The 17020-nt window shown below is 39.8% G+C and carries 13 protein-coding genes, 13 tRNA genes, 4 rRNA genes, 1 pseudogene and 1 riboswitch; of the genes and pseudogenes, 8 read left to right on the plus strand and 23 right to left on the minus strand.

The genetic code is table 11. The features are described from left to right. Positions 1 to 128: 128 nt before the first annotated feature. From C1724_RS22145 to C1724_RS22165, 5 genes are all read right to left on the minus strand, one after another. Positions 129 to 3065 (minus strand): 23S ribosomal RNA (locus tag C1724_RS22145). Positions 3066 to 3217: 152 nt separating this feature from the next. After that, positions 3218 to 4766 (minus strand): 16S ribosomal RNA (locus tag C1724_RS22150). A gap of 342 nt (positions 4767 to 5108) precedes the next feature. Continuing rightward, positions 5109 to 5225: ribosomal RNA gene (gene rrf, locus C1724_RS22155) — 5S ribosomal RNA — on the minus strand. Positions 5226 to 5246: 21 nt separating this feature from the next. After that, positions 5247 to 5363: ribosomal RNA gene (gene rrf / locus C1724_RS22160) — 5S ribosomal RNA — on the minus strand. The 16S, 23S and 5S rRNA genes sit together here, the layout of an rRNA operon. Before the next feature lie 166 nt (positions 5364 to 5529). Continuing rightward, positions 5530 to 5757, minus strand: a complete 228-nt coding sequence (locus tag C1724_RS22165; RefSeq protein ID WP_102348941.1) for a hypothetical protein — start codon at positions 5755 to 5757, stop codon at positions 5530 to 5532. A gap of 305 nt (positions 5758 to 6062) precedes the next feature. Between C1724_RS22165 and cls the strand changes: the two genes are divergently transcribed. The 3 genes from cls to C1724_RS22180 all read left to right on the plus strand — a co-directional run bounded on the left by cls (position 6063) and on the right by C1724_RS22180 (position 8561). Further along, positions 6063 to 7520 (plus strand): cardiolipin synthase, encoded by a 1458-nt coding sequence (cls, locus tag C1724_RS22170; RefSeq protein WP_102348942.1) that lies wholly within the window; start codon positions 6063 to 6065, stop codon positions 7518 to 7520. A gap of 202 nt (positions 7521 to 7722) precedes the next feature. After that, positions 7723 to 7821: riboswitch (guanidine-I (ykkC/yxkD leader) on the plus strand. 84 nt (positions 7822 to 7905) lie between these two features. Continuing rightward, positions 7906 to 8247 (plus strand): DMT family transporter, encoded by a 342-nt coding sequence (locus tag C1724_RS22175; RefSeq protein WP_102348943.1) that lies wholly within the window; start codon positions 7906 to 7908, stop codon positions 8245 to 8247. Next, positions 8247 to 8561 carry a DMT family transporter gene (locus tag C1724_RS22180; protein WP_102348944.1) on the plus strand — a complete coding sequence of 105 codons (315 nt, stop codon included), beginning with the start codon at positions 8247 to 8249 and terminating at the stop codon, positions 8559 to 8561. The genes C1724_RS22175 and C1724_RS22180 overlap by 1 nt, the downstream gene beginning before the upstream one ends. Before the next feature lie 83 nt (positions 8562 to 8644). Here C1724_RS22180 and C1724_RS22185 read toward each other — a convergent pair whose 3' ends face one another. Then, the gene (locus C1724_RS22185) at positions 8645 to 9463 is read right to left on the minus strand and encodes a squalene/phytoene synthase family protein (RefSeq protein ID WP_102348945.1); all 819 of its coding nucleotides are present in this window, start codon (positions 9461 to 9463) and stop codon (positions 8645 to 8647) included. 761 nt (positions 9464 to 10224) lie between these two features. Between C1724_RS22185 and C1724_RS22190 the strand changes: the two genes are divergently transcribed. After that, positions 10225 to 10404, plus strand: coding sequence for an aspartyl-phosphate phosphatase Spo0E family protein (locus tag C1724_RS22190; RefSeq protein ID WP_102348946.1), 180 nt, complete (start codon positions 10225 to 10227; stop codon positions 10402 to 10404). A gap of 78 nt (positions 10405 to 10482) precedes the next feature. On the opposite strand, the gene C1724_RS22195 is transcribed toward C1724_RS22190, so the two are convergent. Continuing rightward, complete coding sequence (locus tag C1724_RS22195; RefSeq protein WP_102348947.1) at positions 10483 to 11445, minus strand: bile acid:sodium symporter family protein; 963 nt, start codon at positions 11443 to 11445, stop codon at positions 10483 to 10485. A 180-nt stretch (positions 11446 to 11625) separates the two neighbouring features. On the opposite strand from C1724_RS22195, the gene C1724_RS25830 reads away from it, so the two are divergent. Continuing rightward, entirely contained in the window at positions 11626 to 11796 is a 171-nt protein-coding gene (locus tag C1724_RS25830) for a hypothetical protein (RefSeq protein ID WP_180994411.1), read from the plus strand. Positions 11797 to 11931: 135 nt separating this feature from the next. Here C1724_RS25830 and C1724_RS22200 read toward each other — a convergent pair whose 3' ends face one another. Then, positions 11932 to 12303 carry a hypothetical protein gene (locus tag C1724_RS22200; protein WP_102348948.1) on the minus strand — a complete coding sequence of 124 codons (372 nt, stop codon included), beginning with the start codon at positions 12301 to 12303 and terminating at the stop codon, positions 11932 to 11934. Positions 12304 to 12528: 225 nt separating this feature from the next. On the opposite strand from C1724_RS22200, the gene C1724_RS22205 reads away from it, so the two are divergent. Together C1724_RS22205 and C1724_RS22210 are read left to right on the plus strand one after the other, a co-directional pair. Next, positions 12529 to 12717 (plus strand): hypothetical protein, encoded by a 189-nt coding sequence (locus C1724_RS22205; RefSeq protein ID WP_102348949.1) that lies wholly within the window; start codon positions 12529 to 12531, stop codon positions 12715 to 12717. A 202-nt stretch (positions 12718 to 12919) separates the two neighbouring features. Continuing rightward, positions 12920 to 13120, plus strand: a complete 201-nt coding sequence (locus C1724_RS22210; RefSeq protein ID WP_102348950.1) for a cold-shock protein — start codon at positions 12920 to 12922, stop codon at positions 13118 to 13120. Between the two features lie 61 nt (positions 13121 to 13181). Here C1724_RS22210 and C1724_RS22215 read toward each other — a convergent pair whose 3' ends face one another. Then, positions 13182 to 14000: an EcsC family protein gene (locus C1724_RS22215; RefSeq protein ID WP_102348951.1), complete on the minus strand. Its 819-nt coding sequence runs from the start codon at positions 13998 to 14000 to the stop codon at positions 13182 to 13184. A gap of 184 nt (positions 14001 to 14184) precedes the next feature. On the opposite strand from C1724_RS22215, the pseudogene C1724_RS22220 reads away from it, so the two are divergent. Continuing rightward, positions 14185 to 14699: pseudogene (locus C1724_RS22220) on the plus strand (aldo/keto reductase). Between the two features lie 171 nt (positions 14700 to 14870). Here the strand turns inward: C1724_RS22220 and C1724_RS22225 are convergent. The 14 genes from C1724_RS22225 to C1724_RS22290 all read right to left on the minus strand — a co-directional run bounded on the left by C1724_RS22225 (position 14871) and on the right by C1724_RS22290 (position 17008). Beyond that, a complete protein-coding gene (locus C1724_RS22225) occupies positions 14871 to 15677 on the minus strand; it encodes a tyrosine-type recombinase/integrase (protein ID WP_102348952.1) in 807 nt (268 codons plus the stop codon). A gap of 189 nt (positions 15678 to 15866) precedes the next feature. Further along, positions 15867 to 15938: transfer RNA gene (locus tag C1724_RS22230), tRNA-Glu, on the minus strand. A 17-nt stretch (positions 15939 to 15955) separates the two neighbouring features. Beyond that, positions 15956 to 16046 (minus strand) — tRNA-Ser (locus tag C1724_RS22235). A gap of 3 nt (positions 16047 to 16049) precedes the next feature. Beyond that, positions 16050 to 16124: transfer RNA gene (locus C1724_RS22240), tRNA-Asn, on the minus strand. Between the two features lie 6 nt (positions 16125 to 16130). After that, a tRNA-Ile gene (locus C1724_RS22245) sits at positions 16131 to 16204 on the minus strand. 9 nt (positions 16205 to 16213) lie between these two features. Further along, a tRNA-Gly gene (locus tag C1724_RS22250) sits at positions 16214 to 16287 on the minus strand. Between the two features lie 15 nt (positions 16288 to 16302). Beyond that, positions 16303 to 16377 (minus strand) — tRNA-Gln (locus tag C1724_RS22255). An 8-nt stretch (positions 16378 to 16385) separates the two neighbouring features. Next, positions 16386 to 16461, minus strand: a tRNA-His gene (locus C1724_RS22260). Positions 16462 to 16470: 9 nt separating this feature from the next. Then, positions 16471 to 16544 (minus strand) — tRNA-Trp (locus tag C1724_RS22265). 7 nt (positions 16545 to 16551) lie between these two features. Then, positions 16552 to 16636 (minus strand) — tRNA-Tyr (locus C1724_RS22270). Between the two features lie 15 nt (positions 16637 to 16651). Next, a tRNA-Phe gene (locus C1724_RS22275) sits at positions 16652 to 16724 on the minus strand. A 9-nt stretch (positions 16725 to 16733) separates the two neighbouring features. Further along, a tRNA-Ser gene (locus C1724_RS22280) sits at positions 16734 to 16826 on the minus strand. Positions 16827 to 16837: 11 nt separating this feature from the next. Beyond that, positions 16838 to 16911 (minus strand) — tRNA-Met (locus C1724_RS22285). A gap of 24 nt (positions 16912 to 16935) precedes the next feature. After that, positions 16936 to 17008 (minus strand) — tRNA-Ala (locus C1724_RS22290). Positions 17009 to 17020: the final 12 nt, after the last annotated feature.

The following is a 17020-nucleotide window of genomic DNA, read 5'->3' on the forward strand; positions in this document are numbered from 1 at the left end:
GGTAATTGTCCACCTTCCACTCCTAGACTCTCGAGATCAAATAACCTTCCTCCTCCGGAAGTCTATCGACTTCTTCGTCGGAAGAACATTTGCTCATCGAGTCTGAACAGTCGTGTCAGGTTTTCTACTTGGTTAAGTCCTCGATCGATTAGTATTCGTCAGCTCCACATGTCACCATGCTTCCACCTCGAACCTATCTACCTCATCATCTCTGAGGGATCTTACTTACTTAAAGTAATGGGAAATCTCATCTTGAGGGGGGCTTCATGCTTAGATGCTTTCAGCACTTATCCCGTCCACACATAGCTACCCAGCGATGCTCTTGGCAGAACAACTGGTACACCAGCGGTGTGTCCATCCCGGTCCTCTCGTACTAAGGACAGCTCCTCTCAAATTTCCGACGCCCACGACGGATAGGGACCGAACTGTCTCACGACGTTCTGAACCCAGCTCGCGTACCGCTTTAATGGGCGAACAGCCCAACCCTTGGGACCGACTACAGCCCCAGGATGCGATGAGCCGACATCGAGGTGCCAAACCTCCCCGTCGATGTGGACTCTTGGGGGAGATAAGCCTGTTATCCCCGGGGTAGCTTTTATCCGTTGAGCGATGGCCCTTCCATGCGGAACCACCGGATCACTAAGCCCGACTTTCGTCCCTGCTCGACTTGTAGGTCTCGCAGTCAAGCTCCCTTGTGCCTTTACACTCTACGAATGATTTCCAACCATTCTGAGGGAACCTTTGGGCGCCTCCGTTACTCTTTAGGAGGCGACCGCCCCAGTCAAACTGCCCACCTGACACTGTCTCCCGCCCCGATCAGGGGCGCGGGTTAGAATTTCAATACAGCCAGGGTAGTATCCCACCGATGCCTCCACCGAAGCTGGCGCTCCGGCTTCTCAGGCTCCTACCTATCCTGTACAAGCTGTACCAAAATTCAATATCAGGTTGCAGTAAAGCTCCACGGGGTCTTTCCGTCCTGTCGCGGGTAACCTGCATCTTCACAGGTACTATGATTTCACCGAGTCTCTCGTTGAGACAGTGCCCAAATCGTTACACCTTTCGTGCGGGTCAGAACTTACCTGACAAGGAATTTCGCTACCTTAGGACCGTTATAGTTACGGCCGCCGTTTACTGGGGCTTCGATTCAAAGCTTCTCCGAAAAGGATAACCTCTCCTCTTAACCTTCCAGCACCGGGCAGGTGTCAGCCCCTATACTTCGCCTTGCGGCTTCGCAGAGACCTGTGTTTTTGCTAAACAGTCGCTTGGGCCTATTCACTGCGGCTCTCTCGCGCTTGCACGCTATCAGAGCACCCCTTCTCCCGAAGTTACGGGGTCATTTTGCCGAGTTCCTTAACGAGAGTTCTCTCGCGCATCTTAGGATTCTCTCCTCGCCTACCTGTGTCGGTTTGCGGTACGGGCACCTTCTACCTCGCTAGAAGCTTTTCTTGGCAGTGTGGAATCAGGAACTTCGGTACTATATTTCCCTCGCCATCACAGCTCAGCTTATGTGGTAAGCGGATTTGCCTACTTACCAGCCTAACTGCTTGGACGCGCATATCCAACAGCGCGCTTACCCTATCCTCCTGCGTCCCTCCATTGCTCAAACGGTAAAGAGGTGGTACAGGAATATCAACCTGTTGGCCATCGCCTACGCCTTTCGGCCTCGGCTTAGGTCCCGACTAACCCTGAGCGGACGAGCCTTCCTCAGGAAACCTTAGGCTTTCGATGGACAAGATTCTCACTTGTCTTTTCGCTACTCACACCGGCATTCTCACTTCTAAGCGCTCCACTAGTCCTTCCGGTCTAGCTTCAAAGCCCTTAGAACGCTCCCCTACCACTGACACGTAAGTGTCAATCCACAGCTTCGGTGATACGTTTAGCCCCGTTACATTTTCGGCGCAGAGTCACTCGACCAGTGAGCTATTACGCACTCTTTAAATGGTGGCTGCTTCTAAGCCAACATCCTGGTTGTCTAAGCAACTCCACATCCTTTGCCACTTAACGTATACTTTGGGACCTTAGCTGGTGATCTGGGCTGTTTCCCTCTTGACCACGGACCTTATCACTCGTAGTCTGACTCCTAAGGATAAGTCTTTGGCATTCGGAGTTTGACTGAATTCGGTAACCCGATGGGGGCCCCTAGTCCAATCAGTGCTCTACCTCCAAGACTCTTACCTTAAGGCTAGCCCTAAAGCTATTTCGGGGAGAACCAGCTATCTCCAAGTTCGATTGGAATTTCTCCGCTACCCACACCTCATCCCCGCACTTTTCAACGTGCGTGGGTTCGGGCCTCCATCCAGTGTTACCTGGACTTCACCCTGGACATGGGTAGATCACCTGGTTTCGGGTCTACGACCACGTACTACAATCGCCCTATTCAGACTCGCTTTCGCTGCGGCTCCGTCTCTTCGACTTAACCTTGCACGGGATCGTAACTCGCCGGTTCATTCTACAAAAGGCACGCTGTCACCCATAAATGGGCTCCAACTACTTGTAGGCACACGGTTTCAGGATCTCTTTCACTCCCCTTCCGGGGTGCTTTTCACCTTTCCCTCACGGTACTGGTTCACTATCGGTCACTAGGGAGTATTTAGCCTTGGGAGATGGTCCTCCCAGCTTCCGACGGGATTTCACGTGTCCCGCCGTACTCAGGATCCACTCAAGAGAGAACGAAGTTTCAGCTACAGGGCTGTTACCTTCTTCGGCTGGTCTTTCCAAACCACTTCACCTACTTCGTTCCTTTGTAACTCCGTATAGAGTGTCCTACAACCCCAAGAGGCAAGCCTCTTGGTTTGGGCTTCTTCCGTTTCGCTCGCCGCTACTCAGGAAATCGCGTTTGCTTTCTCTTCCTCCGGGTACTTAGATGTTTCAGTTCCCCGGGTCTGCCTTCAGTACCCTATGTATTCAGGTACAGATCCTGTTCCATTACGAACAGTGGGTTTCCCCATTCGGAAATCTCCGGATCAAAGCTTACTTACAGCTCCCCGAAGCATATCGGTGTTAGTCCCGTCCTTCATCGGCTCCTAGTGCCAAGGCATTCACCGTGCGCCCTTATTCACTTAACCTAAGATGATCTTAATCATCAAGATTTTAATAAGAACTTTTCTACAGTAAATATGAATGTTATTGCTATCTAGTTTTCAAAGAACAATATAGAGAGAATGCTCTCTCAAAACTAAACAAAATGTCTAAGCGCGTCTTCGTAATTCTTCCTTAGAAAGGAGGTGATCCAGCCGCACCTTCCGATACGGCTACCTTGTTACGACTTCACCCCAATCATCTGTCCCACCTTAGGCGGCTGGCTCCAAAAGGTTACCCCACCGACTTCGGGTGTTACAAACTCTCGTGGTGTGACGGGCGGTGTGTACAAGGCCCGGGAACGTATTCACCGCGGCATGCTGATCCGCGATTACTAGCGATTCCAGCTTCATGTAGGCGAGTTGCAGCCTACAATCCGAACTGAGAATGGCTTTATGGGATTGGCTCAACCTCGCGGTCTCGCAACCCTTTGTACCATCCATTGTAGCACGTGTGTAGCCCAGGTCATAAGGGGCATGATGATTTGACGTCATCCCCACCTTCCTCCGGTTTGTCACCGGCAGTCTCCTTAGAGTGCCCAACTGAATGCTGGCAACTAAGGACAAGGGTTGCGCTCGTTGCGGGACTTAACCCAACATCTCACGACACGAGCTGACGACAACCATGCACCACCTGTCACTCTGTCCCCCGAAGGGGAACCTTCTATCTCTAGAAGTAGCAGAGGATGTCAAGACCTGGTAAGGTTCTTCGCGTTGCTTCGAATTAAACCACATGCTCCACCGCTTGTGCGGGCCCCCGTCAATTCCTTTGAGTTTCAGTCTTGCGACCGTACTCCCCAGGCGGAGTGCTTAATGCGTTAGCTGCAGCACTGAAGGGCGGAAACCCTCCAACACTTAGCACTCATCGTTTACGGCGTGGACTACCAGGGTATCTAATCCTGTTCGCTCCCCACGCTTTCGCGCCTCAGCGTCAGTTACAGACCAGAGAGTCGCCTTCGCCACTGGTGTTCCTCCACATCTCTACGCATTTCACCGCTACACGTGGAATTCCACTCTCCTCTTCTGCACTCAAGTTTCCCAGTTTCCAATGACCCTCCCCGGTTTAGCCGGGTGCTTTCACATCAGACTTAAGAAACCGCCTTCGCGCGCTTTACGCCCAATAATTCCGGACAACGCTTGCCACCTACGTATTACCGCGGCTGCTGGCACGTAGTTAGCCGTGGCTTTCTGGTTAGGTACCGTCAAGGTACCAGCAGTTAACTGGTACGTGTTCTTCCCTAACAACAGAGCTTTACGACCCGAAGGCCTTCATCGCTCACGCGGCGTTGCTCCGTCAGACTTTCGTCCATTGCGGAAGATTCCCTACTGCTGCCTCCCGTAGGAGTCTGGGCCGTGTCTCAGTCCCAGTGTGGCCGATCACCCTCTCAGGTCGGCTACGCATCGTCGCCTTGGTGAGCCGTTACCTCACCAACTAGCTAATGCGCCGCGGGCCCATCTGTAAGTGATAGCCGAAACCATCTTTTATTCTTAAACCATGTGGTTCAAGAGATTATCCGGTATTAGCTCCGGTTTCCCGAAGTTATCCCAGTCTTACAGGCAGGTTGCCCACGTGTTACTCACCCGTCCGCCGCTGAATCAGAGGAGCAAGCTCCTCGTCATCCGCTCGACTTGCATGTATTAGGCACGCCGCCAGCGTTCGTCCTGAGCCAGGATCAAACTCTCCGAAGAACAGGATGTTCAAGTGTCGACGTTCACAACAGGATGTTGTGGACTTTAGTCGACCGAAAAGGGTTTGATTGCTCAAACTAATAAACTGACTTGGTTGTTGAACTTAGTTCAACTTGTTTTGCACGCTTGACATTTTGTTTAGTTTTCAAAGAACATTTATACATCATCACTAAGCAATAAGGACAAGGGTTATCATAACACCCTTTTTCATGGAAGTCAATATCCTTAATCGTTTTTTCTTTTTTCACTTTCTACAGTCGTTGTGATAACAAAGCTAATATTATCATCTCACTTCGTAGAAGTCAATGGTTTATGTTAAAAATAACCCCCTGTAGGGGATTTGCTTGGCAACGTCCTACTCTCACAGGGGGACAGCCCCCAACTACCATCGGCGCTGAAGAGCTTAACTTCCGTGTTCGGAATGGGAACGGGTGTGACCTCTTCGCTATCGTCACCAAACAAATTTTAAAAGAACATAAAATATATTNACGTCCTACTCTCACAGGGGGACAGCCCCCAACTACCATCGGCGCTGAAGAGCTTAACTTCCGTGTTCGGAATGGGAACGGGTGTGACCTCTTCGCTATCGTCACCAAACAAATTTTAAAAGAACATAAAATATATTAACAACCTTTGATTTTAAAGTCAATTATTTTTTTATTAAATCGTCGATTTGTATGTCCTTATTTATTAATTGGTTTCGGTAACGTTTTTTATACTCTTTTTTTTAAGTAATTCCCCTAATTTTATAAAACAATAAAATCTAAATTCTTTGTTTTATTACTTCTCTTAGGGAATCGATTAATTGATCTGGCAGATTTGCAGGCATTGATGTTTCATCTTCAAAAACCCAACTATTCATAATTTCAAGGTCTGCTTTATTAAAGGTTATGCTATAATTTTGACGATCATATGTAATATCTGCAGTGACATATTCTTGGCTATTAAACCCATCATCAATAATCATTTGGTTAAGCTGATATGGTTTCATATTGCTGCGCCTCCATTCATACTTCTTAAAGTAAGCATAGCTTTTGATTATTTCTTTTTATTTATACTAATTAACTTTTATTACTCGACCATCAATATCTTTTGGAATTCAGACCGTTCTATTCGCCTTTCAAATCCAATAAGATGGAAGGACTATATCGAAATTGTTCATTATATTTTGTTAAGCTCTCAAAAGGCACAGCCTAACAGACACACAGTATATTTATGTGCGTTAAAGCATTATCGGCGACTTTTATTACTGTTATGATATGATATGAATATCTATAGTGATAGAGAGGATTAAATATGACCCTAACTTCTGCTTTACTAGGATTAGTTCTTATTGTCAATATTCTCTTGGCTATTTTTGTGATCTTCAGAGAAAGACGTGACCCAAGTTCAACTTGGGCGTGGTTATTAGTACTGTTCTTTATTCCCTTACTTGGGTTTATCTTATATTTACTCTTTGGCCAAAACCTAAGTCGACACCCAATGTTTCAATGGGAGGATCGAAAGAAAATTGGTATTGAAAAGTTAATCACCGCCCAAATTAATGATTTAAAAGAAAACTTATTTCCATTTCGAAGTCAAGCAACAACAGCTACCAGAAATAATCGCGATTTAATTTATATGCACCTTTTTAATAATGATGCTGTTTTGACAGAAGATAACATTGTAGATTTGTTTACAGATGGAAAAGAAAAATTCAATCAATTATTTAAGGACATTGAAGCAGCAACGGATCACATCCATATCCAGTATTATATTATTAAAAATGATAATCTTGGTTCAAAGCTTATTAATGCGTTAACTAAAAAAGCTCTTGAAGGTGTTAAAGTAAGAGTTTTATACGATGATCTTGGTTCGAGACGACTGCGAAAACGTTTTTTTAAAGGTTTACACGAGGCTGGCGGAAGAGTCGAAGTTTTTTTTCCTTCTAAATTACCATTACTAAATTTCCGTTTGAATTTTCGTAATCACCGAAAGTTAGTAATTATTGATGGGAAAATCGGTTATATTGGCGGCTTTAATGTCGGCGATGAATATCTCGGCCTAGATCCCAAATTCGGCTATTGGCGAGATACACACTTACGAATACAAGGTACTGCCTTACATGCTATCCAAACCCGTTTTATCCTTGATTGGAATCAAGCATCTACTACACATTCCATTACTTATCACCCAAGATACTTTCCAAAGTGTGATTCGTCTGGTAGTGTTGGTTTGCAAATTGTAACAAGCGGACCCGATTCTGAGTGGGAACAAATTAAAAATGGGTATATTAAAATGATCTTGTCGGCGAAAAGTTCAGTAATTATTCAGACACCATATTTTATTCCGGATGCTAGCCTACTTGATGCACTTCGAATTGCATGCTTATCAGGGATAGATGTAAAAATCATGATCCCTAATAAACCCGATCATATTTTTGTATATTGGGCAACTTTATCCTACATCGGTGAGTTATTAAAAGCTGGTGCATCTGTTTATATTTACGAAAACGGGTTTATACATGCAAAGACAATAATTGTTGATGAACAAATATGTTCCGTAGGTACAGCCAATATAGATGTACGAAGCTTTAAGCTAAACTTTGAAGTAAATGCTTTTTTATACGATGAAGACATTGCCAGGAAATTAACGGATGCATTCAATGAAGACGTTCTATTGTCTGATACACTTACACTCAGTAAATATGAAAAACGTCCTCGAAAAGTAAGATTTAAGGAATCGATATCTAGATTACTTTCACCAATACTCTAAGTATGAGGGTTTAGAGATATTGTATTATCTAAACTCTCTTGGTATTTTAAGATCTCACTTGTACAATAAAAACTATGGTATTTGACTTAAACCATTGTCCATAGAGTACTATTTATGCTATTGTATAAATTATCATCTTTTTTCTAGATGAGGTCTGAAATGTATGCCACAATGAAAATAGAACTAATTACTAATAGAATATAGAAAGGTTTTCTAGGGTTCCGCAACTCCTTGTTGGACTGGTCCGAGAGAAAACCCACAGTTATATACTGTGACACGGAAGGAAAAAAGCCTGGGAGATTACAAACTTTGTATTCTACTAGGCTTTTTTTGTTTCCTTTTTTTGATGGAAAGTAAACGTACTATAGCTAAGGAGTGAATAAATTTGCAAAGTTATTGGGTTACCATATTGATCGCTGCAATATTTGAGGTGTTCTGGGTTAGTGGACTAAAACATGCAGATGGCTTTTGGTCATGGGTTCTAACAATTATTTCAATTTTTATGAGCTTTTATTTATTAATTAAAGCAACACAAAAACTTCCAGTCGGTACTGTTTATGCTGTTTTTGTTGGTTTAGGTACAGCAGGATCTGTTCTAACAGAAATTATTATCTTCGGAGAGTCTGTAAAACTGGAAAAATTGCTATTAATTGGATTTTTATTAATTGGCGTTATTGGTTTAAAACTAATTACAAATACGAAGAGTGAGAAAGGGGTTGATTCATAGTGGCTTGGGTCGCCTTAATTGCTGCTGGCTTTTGTGAGATATTTGGTGTAACAATGATTAATAAGTTCAATCAGGATCGAAAATGGACCTCATTATTATTGTTAACAATAGGTTTTATAGCTAGTTTTATTCTATTATCGTTCGCAATGGTTTCAATTCCAATGAGTACAGCCTATGCCATTTGGACAGGTATTGGTGCTGCTGGCGCAACAGTGATAGGAATGTTTTTTTATGGAGAAGCAAAAGATTGGAAACGAATTGTTTTTATATCTATGATATTATGTTCGGTCATTGGCTTAAAGTTAATTTCCTAATTGTTAATACTAAAAAAAATCGCTCATAATAGAGCGATTTTTTATTTAAAATTTGTAGTTTTTGCAATAATATTCATAATCTATTATTTTCCTACAACACGGCTTACAACTTCAGAAACATCTGCCCTACTCATTTTTTCTTTTCCTTCTGTTAATGCATTTAGCGTAGCATGAGCAAGCGCTAATGGAATATTACAAAAGTGAATGATCGTTTCAGTATTAATATCCTTTACATAAGCGTCTGCTTGCGCTAAGTTACGGCGAGCATATGCAAACATATCATTAAGTTCCCATCCATCCGGGAAGAAATTTACCCCTCGACTACGATCTTCTTCATGATTTCGGAGAATATTAACAGACTGCAAGCCACGCCCAAAAGCAATTGCAAGTTCTCGATCTGTTTCAGTATTATCATACCATTTCCATATATCCGATAACATGACCCCAACAAGACCAGCAACGTAATATGTATATGAATCTAGATCCGTTTCAGTGTTAATTTGCCAATCTCGTTTTACCCAGTCGGCCATTCCTTTTGCCATTGTAGATGTTGCATCTAAGACGTTCTCCACAATTTCAGATGGACATAGCTTAATCCAATCTCCAAGCCTAAAAGTGACTTCAGGTAATAGCGATTCATATGGTTGAAAGAGTTCCACAAGCTCATGCTCATTTATTGGCTTTTGAAGAATTTGACTTATTAAATATAATAAATTGGCTTTAGTATTACAATCAAGCTCGGTATGATCTTCAATTTCATCAATTGCTCTCATACATAAATAAGCAGAAGTAACTGTCTCTTTTAATCTTGGTGGTAGGTAACTGATTGGAATAAAGAAAGTACGACTTGTCTCTTTCAACACTTCTGTCGCCTCATGATGCAGTTGATTTAATTCGCTCATAGTATCCTGGCACCTTCCTTCTAAAATCGTTTTTTAATCTAAATAGTAAGAAATTGAGTGAATTTGCAGATGTAGAAAGTTTATATTAAGATCGGCTATATTTGTTTATTTTACAACGTCATTGTCCATTAACACAAATATTTATAATTTATAACTCAATTTTTTTCCTAACGTTAAAAAGCAGATATGAATGATTAATCACTCCACATATAGGTGCATCGATTATTCGGACATTTATTTCTAAAATTAAAGCAAGTCAATATTGTATAAGACTACCTTCTAAACGAACTGATGGAGGTTGATGGGTTTGCTAAATTAGTTTATAATATAATCTTTACTAAATAATGTACCAGCAAAGGTTGGAGGACATTATATAAAACATGTAAGTTTTTATGCGGATAATTAATTGAATAATTTTTCTAAGTAATGAATATATATACTTTTTTTATGAAATAAACTGTGGTAAAATTACCCATGAGTATTTTGTCAGTCAAAAGGATAACATTTATGTCAAGTTACCTATTAATATATATTACATAAATACTTTTGAAACCTAGTTAAAAAATCATTTTCCTTATATAGTATGGTAGAATAAAAAGAATTAATATCCTACTAAACCGATTTACTTAAAGGATAACTATATTCTATCTTTTGATATTAGTCACATTATATTTGACACAAATATTTCAAAAATTCCAACACCTTTTATATCCATAAAATGGTATATTTATAATATGCTAATAAAGAGGAGTTATAAAACGATGAAAGTAAATACAACCGTTGAATCTACACTACTTAAAGAAATCGATTTTCTCAGAGCTAAGCTGATAACTTCAGGAATAACCAATGGCATGAGAGACCCTCAAACCATCCATTTAAGTCAACAGCTCGATCAACTACTTAATAAGTATAATGATGTAACAAGAAATAAAGTTGTATAATATATGAAAATCCATTGACAGAGCCGTTCATTAATTAATGAACGGCTCCCTTTATATTCTATACTGGCACATTTTCTTTTACGAGGAAAGAACTCTTTCCTCATCGATTTCATAAGTCTTTGTTAATAGCGTACCTGCCAATGAGGCTAATATTTGTTGAAATAACATTCCTATAATTACCGGCACAGCTACTGGTGCTGGGAAATAACTAATCGCTAATACTGCTGCGGCACTAATATTTCTCATCCCACTGTTATAAGTTACAGTAATAATGGCCCCTCTCTCCATCTTAAGCGACTTTGCTACTAACCATCCTATCACATACCCTAAAAGAGCTAGAATAAACACCACTCCAATTATTACAATCAACTTCCCGTTTATATCCCTAAAATAAGGAGCAATAGCAGAGCTATTTATGGCAACAACTGCCCCGAGCCCAAGTTTAGAAAAAGGGGCAAGCTTAGGCTCAAGTGACGAATTAACCTTCCCTTTAGTAACAGCATTCAAAGTCATTCCGAAAACCGAAGGGATAACAATCATCCAAATGAGTCCATTCATTATTGCTAACCCATCCATTTCAATTTCTGTCCCTATTAACAAGTGTAGAACGGATGGAACTAAGATTGGGGCTAACATCGTGTCTATAAGTATTATTGACAGTGTAAGTATCACATTTCCCTTATAAATTGAAACCCATATTAAACTTGAAACCCCTGTTGGAATAACAAAAGCCAAAATTAACCCTGTAATGGTATGTTGATCATTCATAAAAATAATTTTACCCGTAACAAATGCTAGCATTGGCATTAATACATGTAACAATCCTAAACAAACAATGAGTGAAATTGGGTTTTGGATAACCGATTTTAGATCTGTAAATTTGGATCCTAAACTTCCGGTAAAAGTCATAAATGCAAAAATCCATGGAACAAGAAAAACAAAAGAATGCAACCACTCAGAAAAAAACACACCAAGCATAACACCTATTGGTGTTATAATCGGCATAATTCTAACTAAATATTGATTTAGTATTCCTAACATAAAAAAGACTCCCTCTATATACAGACCGCTCCGTATAAGTTTATATATACCTGTTACAAGTATACAGTTCTTTTTAGTCAATCTCGACAATTTTATTAAACTCCTCTTCATACCATAAGTTGTTTCATTATGTGTATATATGATTCCTATGTAACAAATCATACTTGAGAGGTGATAAAAATGGCGAAAGATAACAATGAAGACAATCTTTTCGATCAGAACAAATTAAAGAAAGGACTTAAACAAACAGAAACACTTAACCCGAATATTGATCCTCCTGAAGATACTTTAATGATTATTGGTGGTGGTGACCCGAATCTTTCTGCTGATGCCGGAAAGCCATTAATTTAAAACGCTATATCCGACATCAGAACTAATCTATAGACAACAGGAAGCAGCTAGTGTATACAACAATTATTTCTCATATTTATTAAAACTAAATAGACCACTTTTTTCAGTGGTCTACAGTCTACATTTCAGTATTAGTTACTTATTTAATAGTTGAAGTACTTTATTTATTATTTTTTCATCGTTTGATGTAACACTTTTAGGTTGTATGGGTGATATAGCACTCATTTTATCCTGCGGTTTAACAGTTAGAATTTGCAGATAAAACGGTTCAGACTTTCGATCTCCACCTAAGTACCCTCTTAATATTTTCATCTTCTCAGAAGTGCCTGTGATTTTCCCTTCATAGTCCCATTGGATTTCATTTTTGTATGTAGAATCCATCTTTTCCTTTAGAGCTAATGCTTCAGATACCGCTTCCTGAGGGGTTTTGAAAAAAGAATTGGTTCTTTTCAATCCTTTCTTTTTATTTCCATCGCCAGCTTTAGCTTGATAAAATATACTTGTCATTATCGTCATCCTTCCTGTGTTAATCTCACAGCTTCTGTCAGGGAGTCACACATCAGAAGTGCAAGGGTTTTTACCCATTCTACTAGTATACCCTTATTTTCCAATAAACACCATAGTAATATTAAAAATGCATATTATCACTGAGTAAAACATTTAAGCAAATCTCAACATAAAAAGTGTAAGTATGAGATAATATATATAAGCTGTAAGGGAGGTTTTGACTAAATGAGAAGTAATAATAAATTTCAACCAAATGATAAAGTACGAATTAAAGCTAATGGAGAGATTGTAACTATTAGTAAATTTAGTTACGTCCCGAATATGAAACGATATTCGTATACCGTAAAAGAACACCCACAAACTTTTTATTTCGAGGAAGAGTTTGATCAAAACGAGGTTACAACCCTACAATAACTAACGTTCGACTATTAATAATCCTATTTCACAATAGTATATTAAATATTTCCTTGCTTAATTTTGCTCTTTCTGTTATGGTTAATAAGAATTATTTTTGTTCGCAATAAAAGGGAAAAAGATTTAACTTTGCGCCTGGATATCTGATAGAGCAAGAATAGTAATACAAATGTGTGTATAAACACACTAGGAGGCAACAAAAATGGAAAATGGTAAAGTAAAATGGTTTAATGCAGAAAAAGGTTTCGGATTCATCGAACGTGAAGGTGGCGAAGATGTATTCGTACATTTTTCAGCAATCCAAGGCGAAGGTTTTAAATCACTTGAAGAAGGTCAAGAAGTATCTTTTGACGTAGAACAAGGTGCACGTGGACCACAAGCTGCTAACGTTCGTAAGAACTAATTATATAGCTACTAAAAAACAGACTCTTTAGAGTCTGTTTTTTCCTTTAATATTACTGATTTCACTCAAAAGATTTTAACCGTTCCTTAATTCGTCGCTTTTTATATAACATCCTACCTGTTTCCCCAATATCATTGACCATTGATTTATTAATAATGGAACCAAAAATCATCCCGGCAATCGGTATCATTTGAAATAACTTCTTCCAACCAAAATTATCACGGTAACTTATAATTACCTCTCTCCAGCCTTGAACTTGTGAAAGTGTCTCTTCTTTTTTATTTGGATCTAATGAGGAATAATCAGATAACTCACGGAGAATGGCTTGTTTACCAACAATATCTGATGATACAAATTGAAGACATTTTACAATAAAAACTCTCTCCTTTTTATCATTGGGATCAAACCCATAACTCAACGCTATTTCTTGAAGTGTTTTTAAAGATATACCTAAAATAAAAGGAATATCAATAGTAAGGGTAAAAACACCACCAATACCCGTCGTAGCTCCTTGCGTCATTGCTACCCTTTTTCGTGAGGTTATTATTTCTTGACTAATTTCATCCATAGTTGTGAGCGGTAATTCAGAAATATACGAGATCGTCACTTCACTAACTCCGGTCTTTTTACTTATTTTATTGAAAATCCCCATTTCGCTTACTAAATATCGTCCGCCTGTCTGTAGATAGCTGCCAATCTCATCTATAGCCATACCAATTTTATTATGAATAATTTGCGGAGTAATCCTGTCTAAGATTTTAAACGGAAGTCGACCTAGCTTTTCCCAAAACCACAGCCCCTTTTGCTCTTCTTCCCATTTATTAATAATTGCTAACTCTTCTTCTAGATATTCTTTTGTCTCGCCGGATTTACATACCATATCTTTCTCCCCTTTAATGCAACTACTATATTTACGAATTAGACACCTACTAGTTTCAATTTTAATTAAATTTTTACTGTCTTACTAGAATCTTACTAAAGACCATTTGTATATTATCCCCAAGTTTTTCTAAAAACAATATACCAGTTATAATGAAATAGAAATACTAACATGATGTGAGAATATGAAATATAGAACATTAGGAAGAACCGGGCTTAATATATCTATTATCGGGGTAGATACATGGCAATTTGGTGGGAGGTAGGGCGTAAACTTCTCTCAAGCTGAAGTTGATAATATATTAAGCACAGCTGAAAATGTTGGTATTAACTTCATTGATACAGCTGAATGCTATGGTAATCATTTGTCTGAACAATTTATTACAAAATTTAGCAGTTCTTGCACAAGTGTCATTATCAAGTGGATATTTAAGCTGAAAATATAAATCAGGATCTACCTTTAGCAATAATGATATACGATCTACCCATGATCCTGTTGAAACTGCTAGGCTGTTCCAACAAGTTGAGGAAATTAAACACTCTGAAGTTCCAGAAGTCGTTTTGGGCGTTAGCATGGTGTTTAAACCATCCGGCAGTTACCCCTGTTATTCCAGGATATAAAAATCCTGAACAAGTAATATTAAATGCTAAAGCAGTAGACCTAGTTATAGATAATCATCCTCAAGCTGTAGAAATATGAATCTCCTTATTAACATATAAACTTTTATCTAAATTTTATTACTGTTCTTTCCTGACTGGCTACCCATTAACGAGTTTAATAATAATAAAAAAACACTTCTATGCCTTTCCTGAGCATAAAAGTGTTTTTTTATTCAACCAAGACAAAGCATCCTGGTGTGTCATTTTAAAATTAAGCAATGGTCGTGCACCTATGTTTATATCTTTTCACCATATTAAGATCATTATATCCTGCGAGTTGTGCCACTATTGATAGATCTAACCCCTTTTTGATAAGATCTTGACAAAATGTATGACGCAATTTATGAGGATTAGTATTATACTTTTCCAGCATATACTGTACTGTTCTTATAGTTAAACGCTTATTTTGTTTAGATACAAAAAACGGTCGGCTCTGCTCGGTGCATGTACTCATGTAATGTTGTAGATGAAATACCGCGTCTTTAGGTATCGGAATTTTTCTTGCTTTATCCCCTTTTACTGTAACTGTTCCCTTTTGGCCATATATTTCTACATCTTCAAAATCTAAATTACAAAGTTCTGAGATTCGAATGCCTGTATATAATAACATGTTCACTATAGCTATATTCCTCAGGTCTTTATCATTTTCAACTTCATAAAGTAGATGTTCTTGTTCATCTTTATCTAGGCAGTCAGGTGCTGTTTGATATATATTTTTTTCTTTTTGTATTCGTTTAATATTTTCAACAATTTGAGGCATATTTCTATATTGTGAAAAAACTCTTATACTAGCAAAAACTTTATCAACTGTTGATGCTGTCTTTCCTTGTAATTTTAGCTCATCCATATAGTTCTGAATATCTTCTCGGCATAAATTAGTTAGATTTTTTTTGTTATCTTCTAACCATAAACTTAACTTTGTAATTACATTTATATATGTCTTTATCGTATTTTCGGTTTTTCCTTTATCATTTAACCATTCTTCAAAAGAACTAATTAATTCTATTCTATGTTTCATTATAAATCCCCCCATTTCCTGGGTAGTTTATATGAATTATAATATAAAATATAAAATAAGTCTAAATGTATATATTGGAAAATAACATTACTACCTGTATTGTAGAAATTACTCTTACAGCCTATAACTATTACGAGTTCTTTATAATAAAAAAGATCAAGAGAAATATTTTCTCTTGATCTTTTTTTATGACCCGTACGGGATTCGAACCCGTGTTACCGCCGTGAAAGGGCGGTGTCTTAACCGCTTGACCAACGGGCCATATTAATAAAATCTACTGGCGGAGAAGGAGGGATTTGAACCCTCGCGCCGGTTACCCGACCTACACCCTTAGCAGGGGCGCCTCTTCAGCCACTTGAGTACTTCTCCGTTTGGCTCCACAGGCAGGATTCGAACCTGCGACCGATCGGTTAACAGCCGATAGCTCTACCACTGAGCTACTGTGGAAAAATATGGGCCTGAATGGACTTGAACCATCGACCTCACGCTTATCAGGCGTGCGCTCTAACCAGCTGAGCTACAGGCCCATGTTTAAATGGAGCGGGTGATGGGAATCGAACCCACGACAACAGCTTGGAAGGCTGTAGTTTTACCACTAAACTACACCCGCTAATTATTAATAAATTGGCTGGGCTAGCTGGATTCGAACCAGCGCATGACGGAGTCAAAGTCCGTTGCCTTACCGCTTGGCTATAGCCCAATAAATAATGGGGCGACCGATGGGAATCGAACCCACGAATGCCGGAGCCACAATCCGGTGCGTTAACCACTTCGCCACGGTCGCCATGTTTTTTGGCAGGGGCAGTAGGAATCGAACCCACACCGGAGGTTTTGGAGACCTCTGTTCTACCTTTAAACTATGCCCCTAAATCAATGGTGGAGGGGGACAGATTCGAACTGCCGAACCCACAGGGAGCGGATTTACAGTCCGCCGCGTTTAGCCACTTCGCTACCCCTCCATATAAAATTTAAAGTGGCTCGAGACAGAATCGAACTGCCGACACGAGGATTTTCAGTCCTCTGCTCTACCGACTGAGCTATCGAGCCATAATAATATGGCGGAGGAAGAGGGATTCGAACCCCCGCGCGGTTTAACCCGCCTGTCGGTTTTCAAGACCGATCCCTTCAGCCGGACTTGGGTATTCCTCCATACTATTAAATAGCGGCGGAGGGGATCGAACCCCCGACCTCACGGGTATGAACCGTACGCTCTAGCCAGCTGAGCTACACCGCCATAATTCAAATGTAATAATTTAAGTGGAGCCTAGCGGGATCGAACCGCTGACCTCCTGCGTGCAAGGCAGGCGCTCTCCCAGCTGAGCTAAGGCCCCAAAGTAATTACA

It is taken from the genome of Bacillus sp. Marseille-P3661, from assembly GCF_900240995.1.
Taxonomy (GTDB): Bacteria; Bacillota; Bacilli; order Bacillales; family Bacillaceae_J; genus OESV01.